The 19,056-nt window shown below is 63.4% G+C and carries 16 protein-coding genes; 7 read left to right on the forward strand and 9 right to left on the reverse strand.

The features are described from left to right. Positions 1 to 40: 40 nt before the first annotated feature. A complete protein-coding gene (locus tag CE_RS11205) occupies positions 41 to 1,357 on the reverse strand; it encodes a glutamate-5-semialdehyde dehydrogenase (protein WP_006768265.1) in 1,317 nt (438 codons plus the stop codon). A 441-nt stretch (positions 1,358 to 1,798) separates the two neighbouring features. Between CE_RS11205 and CE_RS11210 the strand changes: the two genes are divergently transcribed. Then, complete coding sequence (locus CE_RS11210; protein ID WP_231295037.1) at positions 1,799 to 2,353, forward strand: hypothetical protein; 555 nt, start codon at positions 1,799 to 1,801, stop codon at positions 2,351 to 2,353. A 74-nt stretch (positions 2,354 to 2,427) separates the two neighbouring features. Next, positions 2,428 to 3,726 (forward strand): DUF2254 domain-containing protein, encoded by a 1,299-nt coding sequence (locus CE_RS11215; protein ID WP_173362577.1) that lies wholly within the window; start codon positions 2,428 to 2,430, stop codon positions 3,724 to 3,726. Positions 3,727 to 3,761: 35 nt separating this feature from the next. Here CE_RS11215 and CE_RS11220 read toward each other — a convergent pair whose 3' ends face one another. From CE_RS11220 to obgE, 3 genes are all read right to left on the reverse strand, one after another. After that, positions 3,762 to 4,634: a D-isomer specific 2-hydroxyacid dehydrogenase family protein gene (locus CE_RS11220; RefSeq protein ID WP_006768268.1), complete on the reverse strand. Its 873-nt coding sequence runs from the start codon at positions 4,632 to 4,634 to the stop codon at positions 3,762 to 3,764. Positions 4,635 to 4,713: 79 nt separating this feature from the next. Further along, the gene (gene proB, locus CE_RS11225) at positions 4,714 to 5,823 is read right to left on the reverse strand and encodes a glutamate 5-kinase (protein ID WP_143758542.1); all 1,110 of its coding nucleotides are present in this window, start codon (positions 5,821 to 5,823) and stop codon (positions 4,714 to 4,716) included. Positions 5,824 to 6,271: 448 nt separating this feature from the next. Then, on the reverse strand, positions 6,272 to 7,780 hold the full coding sequence (gene obgE, locus CE_RS11230) for a GTPase ObgE (protein WP_006768270.1): 1,509 nt from the start codon (positions 7,778 to 7,780) through the stop codon (positions 6,272 to 6,274). Positions 7,781 to 7,996: 216 nt separating this feature from the next. On the opposite strand from obgE, the gene CE_RS11235 reads away from it, so the two are divergent. Beyond that, positions 7,997 to 9,931: a solute carrier family 23 protein gene (locus tag CE_RS11235; RefSeq protein ID WP_011075843.1), complete on the forward strand. Its 1,935-nt coding sequence runs from the start codon at positions 7,997 to 7,999 to the stop codon at positions 9,929 to 9,931. On the opposite strand, the gene CE_RS11240 is transcribed toward CE_RS11235, so the two are convergent. Beyond that, positions 9,928 to 10,845 (reverse strand): aldo/keto reductase, encoded by a 918-nt coding sequence (locus CE_RS11240; RefSeq protein ID WP_006768272.1) that lies wholly within the window; start codon positions 10,843 to 10,845, stop codon positions 9,928 to 9,930. The genes CE_RS11235 and CE_RS11240 overlap by 4 nt on opposite strands. A gap of 110 nt (positions 10,846 to 10,955) precedes the next feature. On the opposite strand from CE_RS11240, the gene CE_RS11245 reads away from it, so the two are divergent. Beyond that, positions 10,956 to 11,621: a hypothetical protein gene (locus tag CE_RS11245; RefSeq protein ID WP_006768273.1), complete on the forward strand. Its 666-nt coding sequence runs from the start codon at positions 10,956 to 10,958 to the stop codon at positions 11,619 to 11,621. 549 nt (positions 11,622 to 12,170) lie between these two features. Here the strand turns inward: CE_RS11245 and rpmA are convergent. The 4 genes from rpmA to CE_RS14990 all read right to left on the reverse strand — a co-directional run bounded on the left by rpmA (position 12,171) and on the right by CE_RS14990 (position 16,720). Then, entirely contained in the window at positions 12,171 to 12,437 is a 267-nt protein-coding gene (gene rpmA, locus CE_RS11250; protein ID WP_006768274.1) for a 50S ribosomal protein L27, read from the reverse strand. Positions 12,438 to 12,476: 39 nt separating this feature from the next. After that, positions 12,477 to 12,782, reverse strand: a complete 306-nt coding sequence (gene rplU, locus CE_RS11255) for a 50S ribosomal protein L21 (RefSeq protein WP_006768275.1) — start codon at positions 12,780 to 12,782, stop codon at positions 12,477 to 12,479. 243 nt (positions 12,783 to 13,025) lie between these two features. After that, entirely contained in the window at positions 13,026 to 16,472 is a 3,447-nt protein-coding gene (locus tag CE_RS11260) for a translation initiation factor IF-2 N-terminal domain-containing protein (protein ID WP_006768276.1), read from the reverse strand. Between the two features lie 20 nt (positions 16,473 to 16,492). Next, positions 16,493 to 16,720 carry a hypothetical protein gene (locus CE_RS14990; protein WP_006768277.1) on the reverse strand — a complete coding sequence of 76 codons (228 nt, stop codon included), beginning with the start codon at positions 16,718 to 16,720 and terminating at the stop codon, positions 16,493 to 16,495. Here CE_RS14990 and CE_RS11265 point away from each other — a divergent pair. The 3 genes from CE_RS11265 (at position 16,719) to CE_RS11275 (ending at position 19,020) form a co-directional block, all read left to right on the forward strand. Further along, positions 16,719 to 17,447, forward strand: a complete 729-nt coding sequence (locus CE_RS11265) for a hypothetical protein (protein ID WP_006768278.1) — start codon at positions 16,719 to 16,721, stop codon at positions 17,445 to 17,447. The genes CE_RS14990 and CE_RS11265 overlap by 2 nt on opposite strands. 76 nt (positions 17,448 to 17,523) lie before the next feature. Continuing rightward, on the forward strand, positions 17,524 to 18,567 hold the full coding sequence (locus CE_RS11270) for a pirin family protein (RefSeq protein WP_035108862.1): 1,044 nt from the start codon (positions 17,524 to 17,526) through the stop codon (positions 18,565 to 18,567). Further along, positions 18,568 to 19,020 carry a carboxymuconolactone decarboxylase family protein gene (locus CE_RS11275; protein ID WP_006768280.1) on the forward strand — a complete coding sequence of 151 codons (453 nt, stop codon included), beginning with the start codon at positions 18,568 to 18,570 and terminating at the stop codon, positions 19,018 to 19,020. The last annotated feature ends 36 nt before the right edge of the window (positions 19,021 to 19,056 follow it).

Consider the following 19,056-nt stretch of genomic DNA (forward strand, 5'->3'; position numbering starts at 1 on the left):
AGTGTAGGGACGGCGGGGTGGGGCGTCGATAAGCAGGGTGTTATGGACGGGTGTGGCCGGTTCCCTGCAGGATCCACTTGGTGGAGGTCAGCTCCGGCAGTGCCATCGGCCCACGGGCGTGCAGCTTCTGGGTGGAGATGCCGATCTCGGCGCCCATTCCGTACTGCTCGCCGTCGGTGAAGGCGGTGGAGGCGTTGATCATCACGGCAGCGGCATCCACGTGGTCGGCGAAACGCTGGGCGGTGAAGACATTGTTGGTCGCGATCGCCTCGGTGTGGTGGGTGCTGTACTTCTCGATATGCTCGATGGCCGCATCCACTCCGTCGACCACGGCGACAGCGATGTCGAAGGACAGGTACTCGGAATCCCAGTCGTTCTCGGTTGCCTCGACAACATCGGTCGCCCCGAACGCCTCCAGCTCCGCGACGCGGCCGTGCACGGTGACCCCGGCATCCTGCAGCGCGCGGACAACCCTGAGCTTGTCGACGTCCGGAAGTGCACTGTCAATCAACGCCGTCTCCGTCGCATTGCACACGCTGCAGCGGCGGGTCTTGCCGTTGATGAGCATGGCGATCGCGGAATCAACATCCACATCCCCATCGATATAGAAGTGGCAGTTGCCGGTACCGGTCTCGATTGTGGGCACGGTCGCGCCCATGACCACCGCATTGATCAGGCCCGCACCACCGCGGGGGATGACCACATCCACCAGGCCGCGGGCAGTGATGAGATCCTGGACGGATTCACGGGTGGCACATGGCAGCAGCTGCACGGTCTCACGGGGCAGGTCGAAGGTGGCCAGCACATCCTGCAGGATCCCGACCAGGGTGGTGTTGGAATGCACCGCGGTTGACGATCCCCGCAGCAGCGCCACATTGCCCGACTTCAACGCCAGACCGAAGGCATCGACCGTGACATTCGGGCGGGCCTCATAGACCATGCCCATCACCCCGAGCGGCACGCGGACCTGGCGCATCTGGATACCGTTTTCCATGACCCGGCCCTGCAGCACCTCCCCCACCGGATCAGTCAGCCCAGCGACCTGGCGCAGGCCACCGGCAATGCCCTCGATGCGCCCCTCGTCGAGTGCAAGGCGGTCGATGAGCGACTCCGCCATTCCACTCTCACGGCCAGCAGCGATGTCCCTGCTGTTGGCCTCGATGATCTCTGCGGAACGCTCCAGGAGCGCCTCGGCTGCGGCGAGGAGAATCTGGTTCTTCACACCGGTGCCCAGCTGGGCGATCTCCGGGGCAACCTTCTTGGCGAGGGTCGCCTTGGCTAGAACCTCGTCCCGCTCACTCTCACGGGTCAGGTCGGTCTTCTGGTCAGTTACATCTGAAGAAGTCTGTGCAGTCATATGTTCCTAGCATACAGACGGGAGCACACCTGATCACCCGGATCGCTGCCGGCTTACAGGGCGGCGGCAGCTGCCCTGTTTGTTGTCCTGTGAGCGGGCAGTCGCTCACAGGACAACAGATGGGCCTCACAACACATCCCAGGAGCCCGAAACCACCACAGCTGTTGGTCTGGGCGCACCTGACTGCTCACAAGACAACAAACAGATCCGACACCCCACCCGACAAGCCCGAACCCCCACAGCTGTTGGTCTGGGCGCACCTGACTGCTCACAAGACAACAAACAGATCCGACACCCCACCCACCGCGGGGTCAAGTCGCGCCGAGGTTGCACGGCGCTCACGGTTGGGTAACTCCCTACCATGCCTTCTTCAAGTGGGTTAGTCTGCAGATATACACAGAAATACCGCCAAGAAAGACCCTATTTACGAAGGAGCCTGACGTGGTCTCCACACGCACCGGAATCGCCCGCGCCACGCTGGTGTTCATCGCTGTCGCCGTGTTGCTGATCGCACTGATCGCACCGGCCACCCGGTCTACGGCGCCGACTGAACCCACCACCCCGACACCCACCGCGGAGATGGACTACGCACAGGCATCCACCGACCTGAGCAACCTGAGCTCCGGGTTTCTTCCCCCGGCTCGGTCTCCTGCATCACCGCTGGTTCCACAGTGGAGTGAGCTTCCGCAGGATCCACGGGGTGCACAGGTGACCATCAACGGCGAACCCTCCACCATCTGTATCTACGGCGACGGGTGGGGCACCAATGTGTGGGCGGGTAATGCGCAGACCAGCTGTAGGTTTGTCACCGCGGTGCAGGAGGAGCTCACCAGGGGTCTCAATCCCACCTATGACAATCTCCGTGCGCACCTGAAACAACATATCCGGGTGACCAGCCCGACAACGGGATTGACCTACGACCTGACCTGCAGGCAGCTGGATCACATCCTCATGAGCTGCACGGGTGGCAACAACGCCGCGGTGTACGCCTATTAGTTCCGTTTCGCCCTCCATCGGAGCCCGGCCACGAAGCACACCCCCAGGGCAGTGATCGGTGTCACAATGGAGTGGTGAAGAACAATGACCATGACACCAACAATGGGGCGACGAGTTTCCGGATCCGCGGGTCGATCCCGGAAATTCCCCGGGAGAGGTTATGGGACCGGATCTGGCGACCCTTCTGGATGGTTCCAGCTACCAGTGTGGTCGCCGCTGTAGCCCTCGGCTTCCTGCTTCCTGCCTGGGAACGCGAAGCCTCCAGCCCTGCCCTGGGCGTCTTCTTCGGTGGTGGCCCCACCGCTGCCCGGGAGGTCTTGAGCACCATTGCTTCATCCACCATCTCGGTCACCGGTCTCATCTTCTCCATCACCCTGGTTGTTCTGCAGCTGGTGAGCAGTCAGTTCAGTCCGAGAATGCTCAACGGTTTTCTCCGCAACCGTATCGTGCAGGCAACTCTCGGGATGTTCCTGGGAACGTTCGCGTTTTCGCTGACGGTCATCCGGTACGTATGGAGCGACGAGGATGACCTCACGGGATTCGTCCCCCACGCGTCCGTGTCGGTGGCGTTCCTGCTGGTGCTCGGGTGCCTGGGGTTATTCCTGGCATTCATCCGCTTGATCACCTATTCGATGCGGGTGGCCAATGCCATCTCCGAGATCGGGGAGGAGACCATGGATCTGGCGGAGCGACTCTACCCCGTGCAGAGCAGTGAGACGGGTCCTGTCCAGGGTCCGGGTTGGTCACCGAGGCCCGGTGACCCGCGGGAGGAGATCCGGGCGGACAGCCATGGTTCACTGGTGTGGATCAACTACCGGAAACTCCTGTCCTGGGCCACGGAGCACGAGGCTGTGATCACAGTCGACCGGTCGATAGGCGATTTCCTCATCAGGGGTCAGCCGTTGCTGCGGGTCTGGTGGGATGGGGAACTCAGTGACCGGGACCTGCGCGTTCTGCGTTCCGCTGTGCAGGTGCGAACGGAGAGGGAGCTTCATCAGGACCTGGCCTTCGGGCTGCGTCAACTGGTCGATATTGCGGATCGCGCCCTGTCCCCGAGCATCAACGATCCGGCCACCGCAGCCCAGTGTGTCCAAGAGATCCACCGGGTGTTCCGTTATCTGGTGACTGTCACCGAACCGAGCCCCTACATCGCTGATGACAACGGTCAGGTCCGGGTGGTGCATTATCCGCAACGCATCGGCGACATGCTCTGTGAGGTGGTCCGTGAGATCCATTTCTATGGGTCGGATTCCATGATGATTCCGAAACTGCTGCGCACCATGGTCGAGGATCTGTCGACCGCCGCCACCGGTCATGCCCGGCCCGCCGTCGAGCGTGCCCGCAGCATCCTGGACACCGGGCCAGCGGGTTAGTACCCCGCCACCACATCCACCTCGGTTTCCATCTGCTAGCCAGCCTCATACAGTTCGATGTTGCGGACGGTGAGCGCACCGGTGAGGGTACGGATACGTTCGTAGGTGTTGGCGGTGTGCGGGGTGATCACCACATCCTCCAGGTCCCACAGCGGGTGGCCGTCCGGGAGGGGTTCGGGGTCTGTGACATCCAGGGCGGCGCCGGCGATGGTGCCATTCCGGATGGCGTCGACCAGGTCGTCGGTGACCACCAGGGGCCCACGTCCGACGTTGACCACCACGGCGTTGGGTTTCATCTTCGCCAGGGTGTCACGGTTGACGATGCCGGTGGTGGTCTCGGTCAGTGGCATGAGCAGGACGAAGTAGTCGGCCTCGGACCAGACGTGGTCGGCGGCGGACATGGGGAGGGTTTCGTCGGCACCCGGGACGGGGCGGCCGGAGTTGTTCACGGCGATGATTCGGACGCCGAAGGGTTTGAGCAGTTCGATGAGTCGAACCCCGATGCCCCCGGCGCCCATGATGGCGATGGTCTTGCCGTCGTAAAGCCACTGCTTGGTGCTCTGCACCTCCCCACGTGCCCACGTCTTCCGGCGCGCGGTGACGTTGTGGCGGTGCAGTTGCGCGAGCAGGAGCGCCACCGTGGATTCGGCCACGGTATCGGCGTAGAGGCCACCGGCGTTCGCCCAGCGTGCCTTGGCGGTCACCACACCGCGATTCACCAGGGCGTCGATGCCGGCCATGGAGGCCTGCACGATCTTGATGTTGTCGGGCAGGTCCGGGAACTCCGGGGCGGAACCGTTGTAGAACAACAGCTCGGCCTCGTGGAGATCATCGACGTATTCGTGCCCGGCTGCCTCGATCTCGGCGACGGTTTCCTCCCACACGTGGGGGGCGAAGGTGAACTTCATCTGGGGTGCTCCTTTGCGGTTACGGTTTCCACCACGGTAGCCAAGGATGCTTGTCGACGAACTCCCACCCCCTCTCCGTCTACGCCCGGCTGGCGTAATTCGACAGGTAGTCCGCGTGGACCACGGGTCGCTGCATATCGTCGGGGAGTTCCTGGGTTTTCATCCCCAGCATCGGCATGAGGGTCTCGGAATCGTAGTTGACCTCGCCGCGGCCGATGATCTCGCCGTTGGGACCGAGGATCTCCACGATCTCCCCGGCGCGGAAATCACCGATGACCTCGGTGATCCCCACTGCGAGGAGGGACTTGCCACCGGAGGTCACGGCCTCCGTCGCACCCTGGTCCAGGCGGATCTTGCCGGCGGTGTCTGCGGCGTAGAGTGCCCAGAACTTCCAGGCCGACAGCCTGTTCTCCTTGGGGTGGAACACGGTGCCCACCTGGGCGTGTTCGAGGGCGGGGCCGATGTTGGCGGCGGAGGTCAGCAGCACGGGCACACCACTGCGGGACGCCAGGCGCGCGGCAGAGACCTTGGAGGCCATGCCGCCGGTACCGACCTTGCCGCCGTCCCCGGCGAGCACACCCTTGAGGTCATTGCCGTCACGGACCTCGGAGATGAACCGGGCGGTGGGGTCCGCGGGGTTCTTGTCGAAGAGGCCGTCCACGTCACTGAGCAGCACCAGGGCATCGGCACTGACCAGGTGGGAGACAATGGCGGCCAGGCGGTCATTGTCACCGAAGTTCACGCCGGTGGTGGCCACGGTGTCATTCTCATTGACGATCGGGATGACACCCAGCATGCGCAGACGGTCGATGGTGCGCTGGGCGTTTCTCGCGCGGTCACGCTGGCCGGCATCGCCCGCGGTGAGCAGGACCTGCCCGACGGGGCGCCCATAGCGGGCGAAGGACCGGCCCCACTGGTGCATGAGGTGGACCTGGCCCACGGCGGCCGCGGCCTGCTTCATGGACAGATCCGTCGGACGGGTGGTCAGACCCAGCGGTGCCATGCCCGCGGCGACGGAACCCGAGGACACCACGATGACATCTGAGCCGGCCTCCATCCGGGCCTGGAGGGCGTTGACGATGGTGTTGATGCGGTTGGGATCCACCGTATGACCACCTTCATCGCTGGTCAGCGAGGAGGATCCGATTTTAACCACCACACGTTTCGCCGTGGCGATACGCTCACGCATATTCGATTCATGTCCGAAGGCAGCACTGTCCTCGGTCCCCGGTGACGGCGCCGGGAAACTGGCGCCGATGCTGTCCTCCTGCTTGTAGGGGGTGACGGGCAGACCGGTCACCGGGCTCACCGGGTGGGGGGTGGGCAGTTCATCGCGGAGCGTCACCGCGTCCGGTTCGTCAGTGGGTGGTTCGGATTCTGGCTGAGCTGATGTCACGTGATTCATAGCGATTCCATCGTATACACGCCGGGGCGGTTCCTGCGGATATTACCGCCCGTATTCGCCATCAGTGAACATGAAGGGTGCTACCGGCCCTGTTTCCCTCTCCCACACGGCACCGGAAGCCAGTAACCTGGACAAACGGGCACAAACAGGAATAAGCGGGCATAAACGAACAAAGCTCCGTCCCAGGGTGCAGCGTGCACCCGGCGGACGGAGCTGAGCCGGACCGGTGGGTTTACCCCTCCCAGCGCTCGCGGGAGGCCTCTTCCCCATCGCCGTAGTCGAACTCGTCGATAAGCCCACGGCGGACCTGGGACGCACGCTTGCGCTCGGCCGCGGAGATACGCTCGTTCTTCTCCAGGCGGATGTCGGTGCCACGCGGGGAGGCCGCGGTATCCACGGCGGAGGTCATCGGCTCCCACTCGAAGGTGACACCACCGATGGTGACCTCGGAACCGGTCTGGGCGCCGGCCTTGCGCAGCTTGTCCTCCACACCCAGCTTGGCCAGACGGTCGGCCAGGTATCCCACAGCCTCATCGTTCTCGAAGTCGGTCTGCAGGATCCAGCGCTCCGGCTTCTCACCGACGACCAGGAACCCACCCGGGTTGTCCGGGTCCTTCCTGATCTCGAACTCCTCGCGGCGACGACGACCATCCACCGGCTTCGGCTTGATGATCACGCTCTCCGCCAGCTTCTCCTTCGGACGCTTCTTACGCGCCTGCTGGACGATCTCCAGCAGCTTGTACTTCAACGGGTCCAGGCCACGCTGCGCCACCGCGGAGACGATGAACACCGGCCACCCGAACTGCTGCTCGATATCGCCCTTGAGGAACTCAGCCAGTTCCAACGCCTCGGGGACATCAGCCTTGTTGAGCACCACCACGCGGGGACGCTTGTCCAGATCCCCCAGGCCGGTGTCCTCATCGAGGGCGGACTGGTACGCGGCGAGTTCCGCCTCCAGCGCCTCGATATCAGAGATCGGGTCACGGCCCGGATCCATGGAGGCGGTATCCACCACGTGCACGAGCACGGAGGTGCGTTCGATGTGACGCAGGAAGTCCAGACCCAGGCCCTTGCCCTCGGAGGCACCGGGGATCAGACCGGGGACATCGGCCATGATGAAAGTCTGGTGTCCGACCTCCACAACACCGAGGTTCGGCTGGAGGGTGGTGAAGGGGTAGTCACCGATCTTCGGCTTCGCCGCCGACATCACGGAGATGAGCGAGGACTTGCCGGCGGAGGGGAAACCCACCAGGCCGACATCAGCCATGGACTTCAGTTCCAGGATGAGGTCATGCTGCTCACCCGGCTCACCGTTGAGGGCGAAACCCGGGGCCTTGCGGGCACGGGAAGCCAGGGCCGCATTGCCCAGACCGCCCTGGCCACCGGCGGCGGCGATGAACTTCATGCCCACTGTGGTCAGGTCCGCGAGGGTCTCCCCCTTGGAGTTGAGCACCACGGTGCCGGCGGGTACCTCGAGGATGAGGTCCTCACCGCGGGCGCCACTGCGGTTGTCACCGGCGCCGTTGGCACCACGCGGGGCCTTCACGTGCGGGTGGTAGTGGAAGTCGAGGAGGGTGTGGACCTGGGGGCTGACCTCGAGGATGATGTCTCCACCATGGCCACCGTTGCCGCCGTCGGGGCCGCCCAGGGGCTTGAATTTCTCACGGTGCACCGAGACGCAGCCATTGCCTCCGTCGCCTGCGGCGAGATGAAGAACAACGCGGTCGATAAAGCGGTTCATATATTCGGTGTCACTCCTGATCAAGGTAAAACGAGCGCGTCAGCATGGTGCTGACAACATGCGCTTCAAGGTTCCTCGATCCTACCAGTGCCCATACCACATTTAACAGCCGAGGAAGGCCTGACCCGGGCGGTTATTTTGCTGGCCCCACAAATGGGAGCACAATAGCGGAGGATAAATTACCCAACCTGGACGAAGGGACACCCCCGAACCGCCGTGACTACTCAAACCCCCATCCGGACTGTACATCCGGTTGACCAGGTGCCACCAGCACCCAAACTGGCAGCCCTGGGCCTGCAACACGTTCTGGCGTTCTACGCCGGAGCGGTCATCGTTCCGCTGCTCATCGCGCAGTCGCTGAACCTGGATGCCGCGACGACCATCCACCTCATCAACGCCGATCTGCTCACCTGCGGCATCGCCACGCTGATCCAGTCCGTCGGCATCGGCAGGCACATCGGTGTGCGGCTCCCCATCGTCCAGGGTGTGACCACCACCGCGGTGGCCCCCATCATCGCGATCGGGCTGGGTGTCACCGACGGGGAGGGCGGGGTCGCCTCCCTGCCCGCCATCTACGGTGCTGTCATCGTCGCCGGCCTGTTCACCTTCTTCGCCGCGCCGGTGTTCACCCGTTTCCTGCGCTTCTTCCCGCCGGTGGTCACCGGCACCGTGCTGCTGGTCATGGGTACCTCCCTGCTGTCCGTGTCGGCCAATGACTTCGTCAACTACGCCGACGGTGTGCCCGCCGCCCGTGACCTCGCCTACGGTTTCGGCACCCTGCTGATCATCATCCTGGCGCAGCGTTTCCTCCGCGGGTTCCTCGGCACCCTGGCGGTGCTGTTGGGCCTGGTGGTGGGCACGGTCACCGCCCTGCTGCTTGGCGACGCCAACCTCGACGAAGTCTCCAACGCCGACGCCTTCGGGATCACCACCCCCTTCTACTTCGGCCTGCCCGAGTTCAACCTGGTGGCGATCTTCTCCATGATCATCGTCATGATCATCACCATGGTGGAAACCACCGGCGACGTCTTCGCCACCGGTGAGATCGTGCGCAAACGCACCCGCCGCTACGACATCACCCGGGCCCTGCGTGCCGACGGCCTGTCCACCTTCATCGGCGGCATCATGAACTCCTTCCCCTACACCTGCTTCGCCCAGAACGTCGGTCTGGTCCGTATCACCGGGGTGAAGTCACGCTGGGTCGCCGCCTCCGCGGCCGTGTTCATGATCATCCTGGGTGTGCTGCCCAAGGCCGGCGCGATCGTCGCATCCATCCCCTCCCCTGTCCTCGGCGGTGCCTCCCTGGCACTGTTCGCCAACGTCGCGTGGGTGGGTCTGCAGACCATCGCCAAGTCCGATCTGCGGGACAGCCGCAATGCCGTCATCGTCACCTCCGCGCTGGGTCTGGCCATGCTGGTGACCTTCCGCCCCGACATCGCCCAGGCCTTCCCTGAGTGGGCTCGCATCTTCGTCTCCTCCGGCATGTCCGTGGGTGCGATCACCGCGATCATCCTCAACCTGCTGTTCTTCCACGTCGGACGCCAGACCGGGGCCAACGTTGCGGTGTCGGGCTCCGGTGAGAAACTGACCCTGGACCAGATCAACGCGATGGACCGTGAACAGTTCGTCGACACGCTCTCCCCGCTGTTCAACAGCCGCACCTGGCCGCTCGAGATCGCCTGGGAGTCCCGCCCCTTCGCCAACGTCACCGCCCTGCGCGAGGCCATCCAGATCTCCGTGCTCACCGCACCGCTCGAGGCACGCGAGGACCTCATCCACGACTACCCCGACATGGCGCAGCTGCTGCTGGCCGACCAGGACGAGGCCGCCGAGATCTCCCGCGACCGCGGTTCCATCGGGCTGGAGGAGCTTGACGACGTCGATCGCGACAAACTCCTCACCGTCACCAGCAACTACCGCGACCGCTTCGGCATGCCCTATGTCGCGTACTACGACACCACCGACACCGTCGATGATGTCGTCGCCGAGGGCCTACGCCGCCTGGACAACTCCGATGAGCAGGAACACCGTCAGGCGCTCAGCGAGATCATCGAGATCGCCAACGACCGCTTCGACATCGTCCTGGAGGACGCCAACCCCGCCCGCACCGCCTTCGACCGGAAGTTCACCGACACCGACTTCATGAGCTAGTTGATGTCATTCGGGTGCGACCCACCCCGGGCACCGCGCTCCAGATTGTCGATGGCCACCATCTCCTCCGCCGTCAGCTCGAAATCGAGGACGTCGAGGTTCTCGCGCATCCGCTCCGGATTGACGGTCTTAGGGAACACGATGAACCCGTGCTGCAGATGCCACCGGATCACCACCTGTGCCAGGGTCTTGCCATGACTCCGGGCAGCCGCCGCGATGGGTGCCTCCTTGGACAGGTCATACTTGCCCTGGCCGAGGGGACCCCACGACTCGATGGCGATGCCCGCGGCCTTCGATGCCTCCTGGATGTCGCGCTGCTGCAGGGCTGGATGGAGTTCGAACTGGTTGACGGCCGGGACGATGGTTGTTTCGTCGATAAGCTGACGTAGGTGCTCCGGCAGGAAGTTGCACACCCCGATCGAGCGTGCGCGCTCCCCCAGCTGCTCCAGAACCTTCCAGGCCTGCACGAAGTTGTTGTTGCGCGGCGCCGGCCAGTGCAGCAGGAACAGATCGACATACTCCATGCCGAGCTTCTCCAGGGACTCGTTGAAACCTGCCTCGGCGTCATCGAAACGGGTCGGCCACAGCTTGGTGGTGACAAACAGCTCCTCCCGCGGGATGCCGGATGCGGCGATCGCCCGGCCCACGCCCTCCTCATTGTTATAGAAGGCCGCGGTGTCGATGTGACGGTAACCCGCCTCGAGGGCCTCACTGACCACCCGCTCCGTCTCCGCGGGGTCCACCTTGAACACACCGAAACCCAGCTGCGGGATCTTGTTGCCGTCATTCAGCCTCACCGTCGGGATCTCCGCAGGCTTCGTGGTCTGCCGCTTGCCACCCTGCAGGGCCTGCACCAACCTGTCGCGCTCCTCCTCGGGCGAACCGAAGAAATTACCGGTACCAACAATCGACATAACGTACTTCCTTGCATTCAGATCAACGGGCAGTAACTATCCGCCCCACTATATGACCGAATGCCGGGCCGGTGTGGGCACCCGTGACGACAGCTCTATGCTTGGACAGCATGAGCTATGACTTCGTCCTCTTCGAAACCGACGGCGACCCCGGCAACGCCCGCATCTCCAAATCCCCGCTGACCGAGCGCATCGACTACGCCGCACCCGCCACCACCCCGGTGCTGGAATCCCTCGCTGCGGGCCTCGCCGAGGAGCTCCCCGACGGCATCACGCTTGACGACGACTCCCCCATCCAACTCACCGGCGACCGCTGCCTCTACGTGGCCACCAGCTACAATGACGCCGACGCCACCGCCGCCTGGCTCACCACCGTGGCCATCGACTACGGCCTGGGGCTGGCCGACATGAACTCCGACGCCATCCTCCTCTTCGGCGACGAGGACACCGACGCCGTGGTCCAGACCGATTCCTTCTTCTCCCCCGGTTTCTCCGCCTACGGCCTGCCCCATCTACTGCTGGAGGTCCTACGCCTGAAGGATTCGGCGGTGCCCTACCTGCGGGTCACCCGGGTGACGGATGATGCCCACTTCATCCAGACCCTCTACCGGCCCGAGGAGAAGAACTGGCTGGTGGAATACCGCGCGGGGACAGGCAGCACCGCGCAGGGCACCACCGTGAAAACCCCGAAGGATGTCATCGGCCTGATCAGGGACTGGTTTGACGGCGCCGAGAGCTTCGGGGACGGCCACGAGTGGGTGGATGTAGAGGAATAGGGCTGTTTTTTCCTGGGCCGGTGCGCTGAGGCACAGGTCCTTTCGGGCTGGCTGGCAGGACAGATGTTGTCCTGTGAGCACTGGGTTGCTCCCAGGACAACAGATCAGTCACTTTAGGGCCTGTTCTCAACCGGACGACCCACACCTGTTGTCCTGTGAGCACGAGATTGCTCACATACCAACAAACCGCCCCCTCCAGCACCACTTTCCATGCCCCGCAGCCCCACCTGTTGTCCTGTGCGCACCAGGTTGCTCACAGACCAACAGATCAGCCACTTTAGGGCCTGTTCTCAACCGGACGACCCCCACCTGTTGTTCTGTGAGCACGAGATTGCTCACATACCAACAAAACGCACCCTCCAGCACCACTTTCCATGCCCCGCAGCCCCACCTGTTGTCCTGTGCGCACCAGGCTGCTCACAGACCAACAGTTGCGCGCAATCCCCCGATCCCGGCCCCTAGAATCCAAGCCCAGCAGGTCATACAAAAACTGCCCGCCTCCCCCAACCTGGTTGGGAGTGACGGGCAGTGTCTGTGCTGTGGATTGACTTAAGCGTCGACAGCTTCGTTCTCGACGATGTTGACCATGCGGCGGTTGCGCTTGGTGGAGAACTGGACCGCACCGGTCTTCAGAGCGAAGAGGGTGTCGTCGCCACCGCGACCGACGTTCTCGCCCGGGTGGAACTTGGTGCCGCGCTGACGAACGAGGATCTCTCCTGCGTTCACCTGCTGGCCACCGAATCGCTTGACGCCAAGGCGCTTGGCCTCAGAGTCACGACCGTTGCTGGAGCTGGATGCACCCTTCTTGGTTGCCATTCTGAATTCCCTCCTTCAAAGGAAATAAAGCCGACAGGCTTACTTGATTCCGGTGACCTTCAGGACGGTCAGCTTCTGACGGTGTCCCTGGCGCTTCTTGTAACCGGTCTTGTTCTTGTACTTCAGGATCTTGATCTTCGGGCCCTTGGTGTGCTCGACGATCTCGGTGTTGACGCTGACAGAAGCAAGCTTGTCAGCAGCGGTGGTTACATCGGCGCCATCGACGAGGAGAACCGGGGTGAGAGCCACGGAGGCACCCGGCTCACCCTCGATCTTCTCGACCTTTACGAGGTCACCTTCGGCAACCTTGTACTGCTTTCCGCCGGTCTTGACGATCGCGTACATAGAGGGCTACCCCTTATCTGATTCTCAGCTCAGGCACTTCCACATAGTTGGGGAGCGCCTGAATGGACTTACGTTTACAATTGCGTTTCAGGCATGATGGGCCAACTAAGAGCCCATATCACGCACTCATTCGCCGTGAAATGGGCTAATGGGCATTACGGTCATAGCCTAAAACAGCGACTGTCCAAGACTACCGCTAAACGCGGCTCAAATACAAACCGCGCCTATACCCTATCCCACGCGCTAACCACGCTGTGGCTTACGGGTTCCCCTGCGTCGACGACCGCTGCCGGCGGGGGCGGCGGGTTCGGGCTGCTTCTCCGCAGTTGACTGGGAAAGTGCCTTACCGGAAACCCGGATCGCGCGACGGCGACGTCGACGGCCCTTGCTTGGCGACGCCTCCCGCTCCCCGTCCCCTGCCTTATCGGCGGGGGATGGGGTGATGGGGGTGGGGGTTGCGTCGTCAAGCGTCTCGATGTGACCGCTCGACCGGCGCACCGCGCGGCGTCGCCCACGTCCCGGGCGCGATGGGGCGCTGGCTGCGACCTCGCTCGGACGGTTACGGCGGGGTGTCTCCTCCGGGATGTCCTCGACTGCGGTTTCCACGGTGGTCTCCACGACCGGTGCGGGACGCTGACTGCGTCCACGACCACGGCTGCGGCGGCGTGGCTTCTCCTCGGCTTCCCCGATCTCCTCCACCGGGATCGGTTCGACCTCACGACGGGCCGGTTCGGACTTGAAATCCTCCGGCTTCGGCGCGTGATCCGACCGGGAGTTGCCCCGGGTGGCGCGGCGGCGACGTGGGCTGGCCTCGAATTCGGCGAGTGCCTGCTCATAGGAGGTAGCCGCCCCTGCAGCATCCGACACATAGTTGGCCCCTGAGGGCTCGTCCGGATCCTCGGCATCGGCGATGTCCACGGCTGCGGCGGCGATCGCGGCGATATCATCGGCGGTGGTGTCGCCGGTGGCCTCGGGTTCAACCGGGGTCTCCGGGGTCTCCTGCTGACGGCCCCGGCGCCTGCGCGCACGTCGGCGTGGCCCCTCCTCCGGTTCCACGGTGGAGATGACCTCATCGGCGGTGATCTCGGGCTCGGTGTCGTCCGCGGTATCCACAGTGCCCGCGGTGTCCGCCGTGTCCTCAGCATCATCGGTGATGATCACCGATGCCGCGAGGTCCTCGAACTCCTTGTCCAGGTCGTGGTCCTCATCCTCGACGAGGTCCTGCATCGCCACCACCATCGGGTGCCGGGCGGGATCCCGGACTGGTTGCTGGGGGCGGGAATCCTCCTGCTGGTTCTTGTGGCGGCGAGCACGCTCCTCAGCCTTGGCCTCCACACGCTCGTCGACATTGTCGACCGGATCGGGGTGGATCACCAGGCCGCGTCCGGCGCAGTGCTCACATTCGGAGGAGAAGGTCTCCAGCAGGCCCGCACCGATGCGCTTGCGGGTCATCTGCACCAAACCCAGCGAGGTGACCTCGGAGACCTGGTGGCGGGTGCGGTCGTTTTCCAGTGCCTCATTGAGGCGACGCAGCACCAGGTCACGGTTCTCGGGCAGGACCATGTCGATGAAGTCGATGACGATCATGCCACCGATGTCACGCAGACGCAGCTGGCGGACGATCTCCTCGGCGGCCTCGATGTTGTTGAGGGTGACGGTCTCCTCGAGGTTGCCCACACCCTTGCCCACATAGCGGCCGGTGTTGATGTCGATGACGGTCATGGCCTCGGTCTTGTCGATGATCAGCGAACCACCCGACGGCAGGTTCACCTTCCTCGACATCGCCTCCTCCAGCTGGGTGTTGAGACCGAAGGCCTCGAAGGCATCCTTGCCGTCATAGTCGGCGCGGTCGAAATGCTCCACCCGGCTGACCAGGTCCGGGGCGACGGACTGGATGTAGGCGCGCACGGTGTTCCATGCGCGGTCGCCGTCGACGATCAGGGAGGTGAAGTCCTCATTGAACAGGTCACGGATGACTTTGACCAGCATGTCCGGTTCCTCATACATGGTCACCGGGCGGGTGTTGCGGGACTTCTTCTCCTGCTTGGTGCGTTCCTGGATCTGCTCCCACAGAGTGTGCAGGCGGTTGACGTCGGCGGCGATGTTCTCCTCCGACACCCCCTCCGCGGCGGTGCGGATGATGGTGCCGCCCTGTGGTGGCACGACGCGACCGAGGATCTCCTTCAGACGCTTGCGCTCCGGTCCGGGCAGCTTGCGGGAGATACCGGCGCTGCGACCACCGGGCACGTAAACCAGGTAGCGGCCGGCCAGGGAGATCTGGGTGGTCAGGCGGGCACCCTTGTGCCCGACGGGGTCTTTGGTCACCTGGACCAGGACCTTCTGACCGGATTTCAGGGCCTGTTCGATGCGTCGACCACGTCCCCCCAGACCGGCGGCCTTCCAGTCCACCTCACCGGCGTAGAGCACACCGTTGCGGCCCTTGCCGATGTCGATGAAGGCGGCCTCCATGCTCGGCAGCACGTTCTGTACGCGCCCCAGGTAGATGTTGCCCACCATCGACGACTGCGAATCGGAGGTGACGAACTGCTCGACCAGCAGATCATCCTCCAGCACACCGACCTGGGTGACCAGACCCGTGCCGTCGGTGCGCTGGCGTTCGCGCACAATCATGCGGCGTTCCATGGATTCACGGCGTTCGATGAACTCGCGGGTGCTCACCACGTGGCGTTTCTTGTTGCGGCCCTCCTCGCGCATCTCGGTGCGGCGGCGGCGCTGCGCCTCCAGGCGGGTCGAGCCCTTGATGCCCACGGGCTCGTCAACCGCCTCGGGTTCCGGCGTGTCAACGGTGCTTGTCGACGCCTCATCCTCCGCCTTCTGCTGGACGGCCTCAACATCGGAACCCGATGCCGAACCGGTGCCCTTGCCACGTCCGGTACCACGACGACCACGACGCTTGCGGGCCACGCGTTCCTGCGCATCCGGGTCATCGGTGTCATTGAGGTCCTCGGTGGGGATGATCGCGGGTGCGACGAAGATCGGTGCATACACCGGTGCCTCCGTCGGCGGCGGGGTGATCTCGGGGATGATGTCCTCCAGCAGTTCAGCGTGGGCCTCCGCCTGGGCTGCGGCCATCAGATCAACCGGCTCATCTGACTGCTGTTCGTCCTGAGACCGGGCCACCACCTCTGCCAGTTCGCGTTCAACCCTGTTCTCGATCTGCTGGATCTCATTGGCCACGTTCTTCTCCACGCGGCGACGGATCTCCTCGTCCTCTGATGGGTCCGCAGCGTCGGTGTCAGCAGGGGCCTGTTCCGGGGTGTCCTCCGGGGCGTCCTCCGGGGTGTCCTCCACCACGTCGGCGAGTTCGCGTTCGACCTTCTCCTGGATCTGCTGGATCTCGTTGGCCACGTTCTTCTCCACGCGGCGACGGATCTTCTCCACCGGTTCCACATCCGGGACGACCTCGGCCGGGGCCTCCTCCACCGGCTTGGCCAGCAGATCGAGGAGACGGGTGGCCTCCTCACGGCTCAGGGTCGACTGGGCGACCTTGACCAGACCGATGGAATCCAGTGCCACCACCAGGTCCTTGGAGGTCAGGCCGAGCTGTTTGGCCAGCTGGTGAACACGGGTCTTCTCCCCCAACTGCGAACGGTCAAAATCCGCGGCCAGCACGGCCGAGGGGGACACGTCCGTGTCATGTGCAGTTGCGGATGCCTTCTTCTTTGCCAAGGCGGACTCCTATTCTCTTATCATTTGATCGCACTCGCTGAACCCGGGCGCTGGCAGGTGACCCGGTCATCCAACCGGTCTTCCACTGCCGCCGCCGCACAGGTGGTGGCGCGATCCTCGACGTCTATGTGCAGGTTTTCAAAAATATTCGGGCGGTTCTCTAACAACCCTGTGAACCATTGTTCCACATCCGCGGGTTGAGGCTTGTATCCCACCACACAATCCGCCGGGGTACGATCCGAACCCATGGGAGAAATTGAGAAACGCGCCGGGATGGAACCCACGCCCCTGTGGAAGTACATCCCCAGCGCGGCCCTGTTATCCATCGGCCTGATCTTCTGGGATATCCAGATGGTGCTCAGCATTGCGCTGATGGCAATTGGCATCGCATCCCTGGCCATCCCCACCCAGAACTACCCGAAGGATATCGATTCCTGGAAGATCGCACCGTTCACACAGGCGGATAAGAACTATGCGGTGATGCATACGGTGATCCCCGCCGCGGCCTTTGCGGGAAATATCTTTATCGAGGACTCTCCGCTGGGCCTGCCACCTCTGGTGTCCTCGATTGGACTCGGCGTGGCCTTCGGGGTTTCCACTGTCTTCGCCGTCACCAGAACCACCGCGGTGTACCGCCGTAAAACCCGCGAACACGTCGAGCTGATCCTCCGCAACTCCTCATTGGAGGAGGTCACCACCTCAGACCTGGACGCATTGGACCATCCTGAACCACGGATATTGGGCAGAGCACTCTTGGCCCATGGTGCCATTGATGGCACGCGCGTGATGGCCCGCCAGTTGGCCAAGGTTCTGGACTGGAGCGTGGAGCAGGTCCACGAGGTCGCCCGCCCCCTGGATAAGCACGGAATCACGAGCCGTTCCACCATCATGTCGGGTGGGGATCCCGCAAAGATCTATGTGGAACTGACTGAAAAGGGTGTGGTGCTGTTGAGTGAACTGCACCGCGGACGTTAGATTGTAGACATATCAACAAGTTTTATGGTTATACTTGAGGCACCGCTTTGACGTCCTCAGCCCAGGAGCCACACCCATGTCCAATCTTGATCCCCACCCAGATGAATATGATCTTCCCAGCGCGCAACCCGGCACCCCGATGAACCCACAATGTGAGGGCGGTGCCGATGTGGAGATCATCACCGCACGTGAGGTCCCCCTCGGCGGGCCCCGAGCCATGACGGTCTACCGCACGCTCCCCCAGCGTCAACGCACCCTCATCGGTGCCTGGTGCTTCGTTGACCACTATGGCCCCGATAATGTCTCTCAAACTGGCGGCATGGATGTGCCACCCCATCCCCACACTGGCCTGCAGACCGTCACCTGGCTGTTCGAGGGCGAGGTCACCCACCACGATTCCGGTGGCAACCACGCGGTGGTCCTGCCGGGTGAGGTCAACCTCATGACCGCCGGTGCCGGCATCTGCCACTCCGAGGTCTCAGCCACCCCGGTCACCACCCTCCACGGGGTTCAGCTGTGGACCGTCCTGCCGGATAAAGACCGCCACGGACCGCGCCGCTTCGACCACTATGAGCCCCCGCAGATCAGCGTCGAGGGTGGTACCGCACGGGTTTTCCTCGGCGATCTATTGGGTGAATCTTCCCCTGTCACCACCTTCACCCCCTTGATCGGCGCGGAACTGCACGTAAACCCCGGTGAAACCATGTCCCTGGAGGTCAACCCCGATCATGAGCACGGTCTCCTCGTGGATTCCGGGGACATCCAGCTCGAGGGCGTCACCGTCGCCCCGCGTGAGCTCGCCTATACCGGTGTGGGTGCAACGGTGCTGCGCATCCGCAATACAGGCGACACCCCGGCACTACTGGTACTCATCGGTGGTGAGCCCTTCACTGAGGACATCGTGATGTGGTGGAACTTCATCGGACGCGACCACGCCGAGATTGAACAATTCCGTGAGCAGTGGGAATCACATGATGAGCGCTTCGGCACCACCCACGGATATGTCAGCCACCACACCGATGGCCTGCATCGCCTGCCGGCCCCCAAGCTGCCCAATGCCTCCATCAAGGCCAGGGTGAATCCGGATCCAACCGCACGACCAGATTTGAGGATTAATTAAATGCGCTCCAAGCACGGACCGTACATCGATAAGTTCTACCCCGAGCCCTATAAGCAGCTGGTGGAGGTGTCCAAGACGTTGAAGAAGATCTACCCCGAGGTGGATCTCCCGGAATCCCTCATTGAGCTGGTGAGCGTGCGCGTCTCCCAGATCAACGGCTGCGGCACTTGTCTCAGCATCCATGTGCCCGCCGCACGCAGGGCCGGTGTCCCGGAGAAGAAGCTCGATGCGCTGCCGGCCTGGCGGATGGTGGATGAGTACACCGCCGAGGAGAAGGCTGCCCTGCAGCTGGCGGAATCCCTCACCCTGCTCGACCGCAATGAGGGACACCTGGCAGCCCGCACGGCCTGTAGTGTCTTCGCGGAGGAACAGGTGGCGGCGCTGGAGTGGTCGATCATCATGATCAACGCCTTCAACCGCATCTCCATTGCCAGCGGTCACCCGCTGCTCTGAGCCACGGTGTAAAAAAAACTGCACCCACTGTCCAAG

The sequence above is a fragment of the Corynebacterium efficiens YS-314 genome (genome assembly GCF_000011305.1).
Lineage (GTDB): Bacteria > Actinomycetota > Actinomycetes > Mycobacteriales > Mycobacteriaceae > Corynebacterium > Corynebacterium efficiens.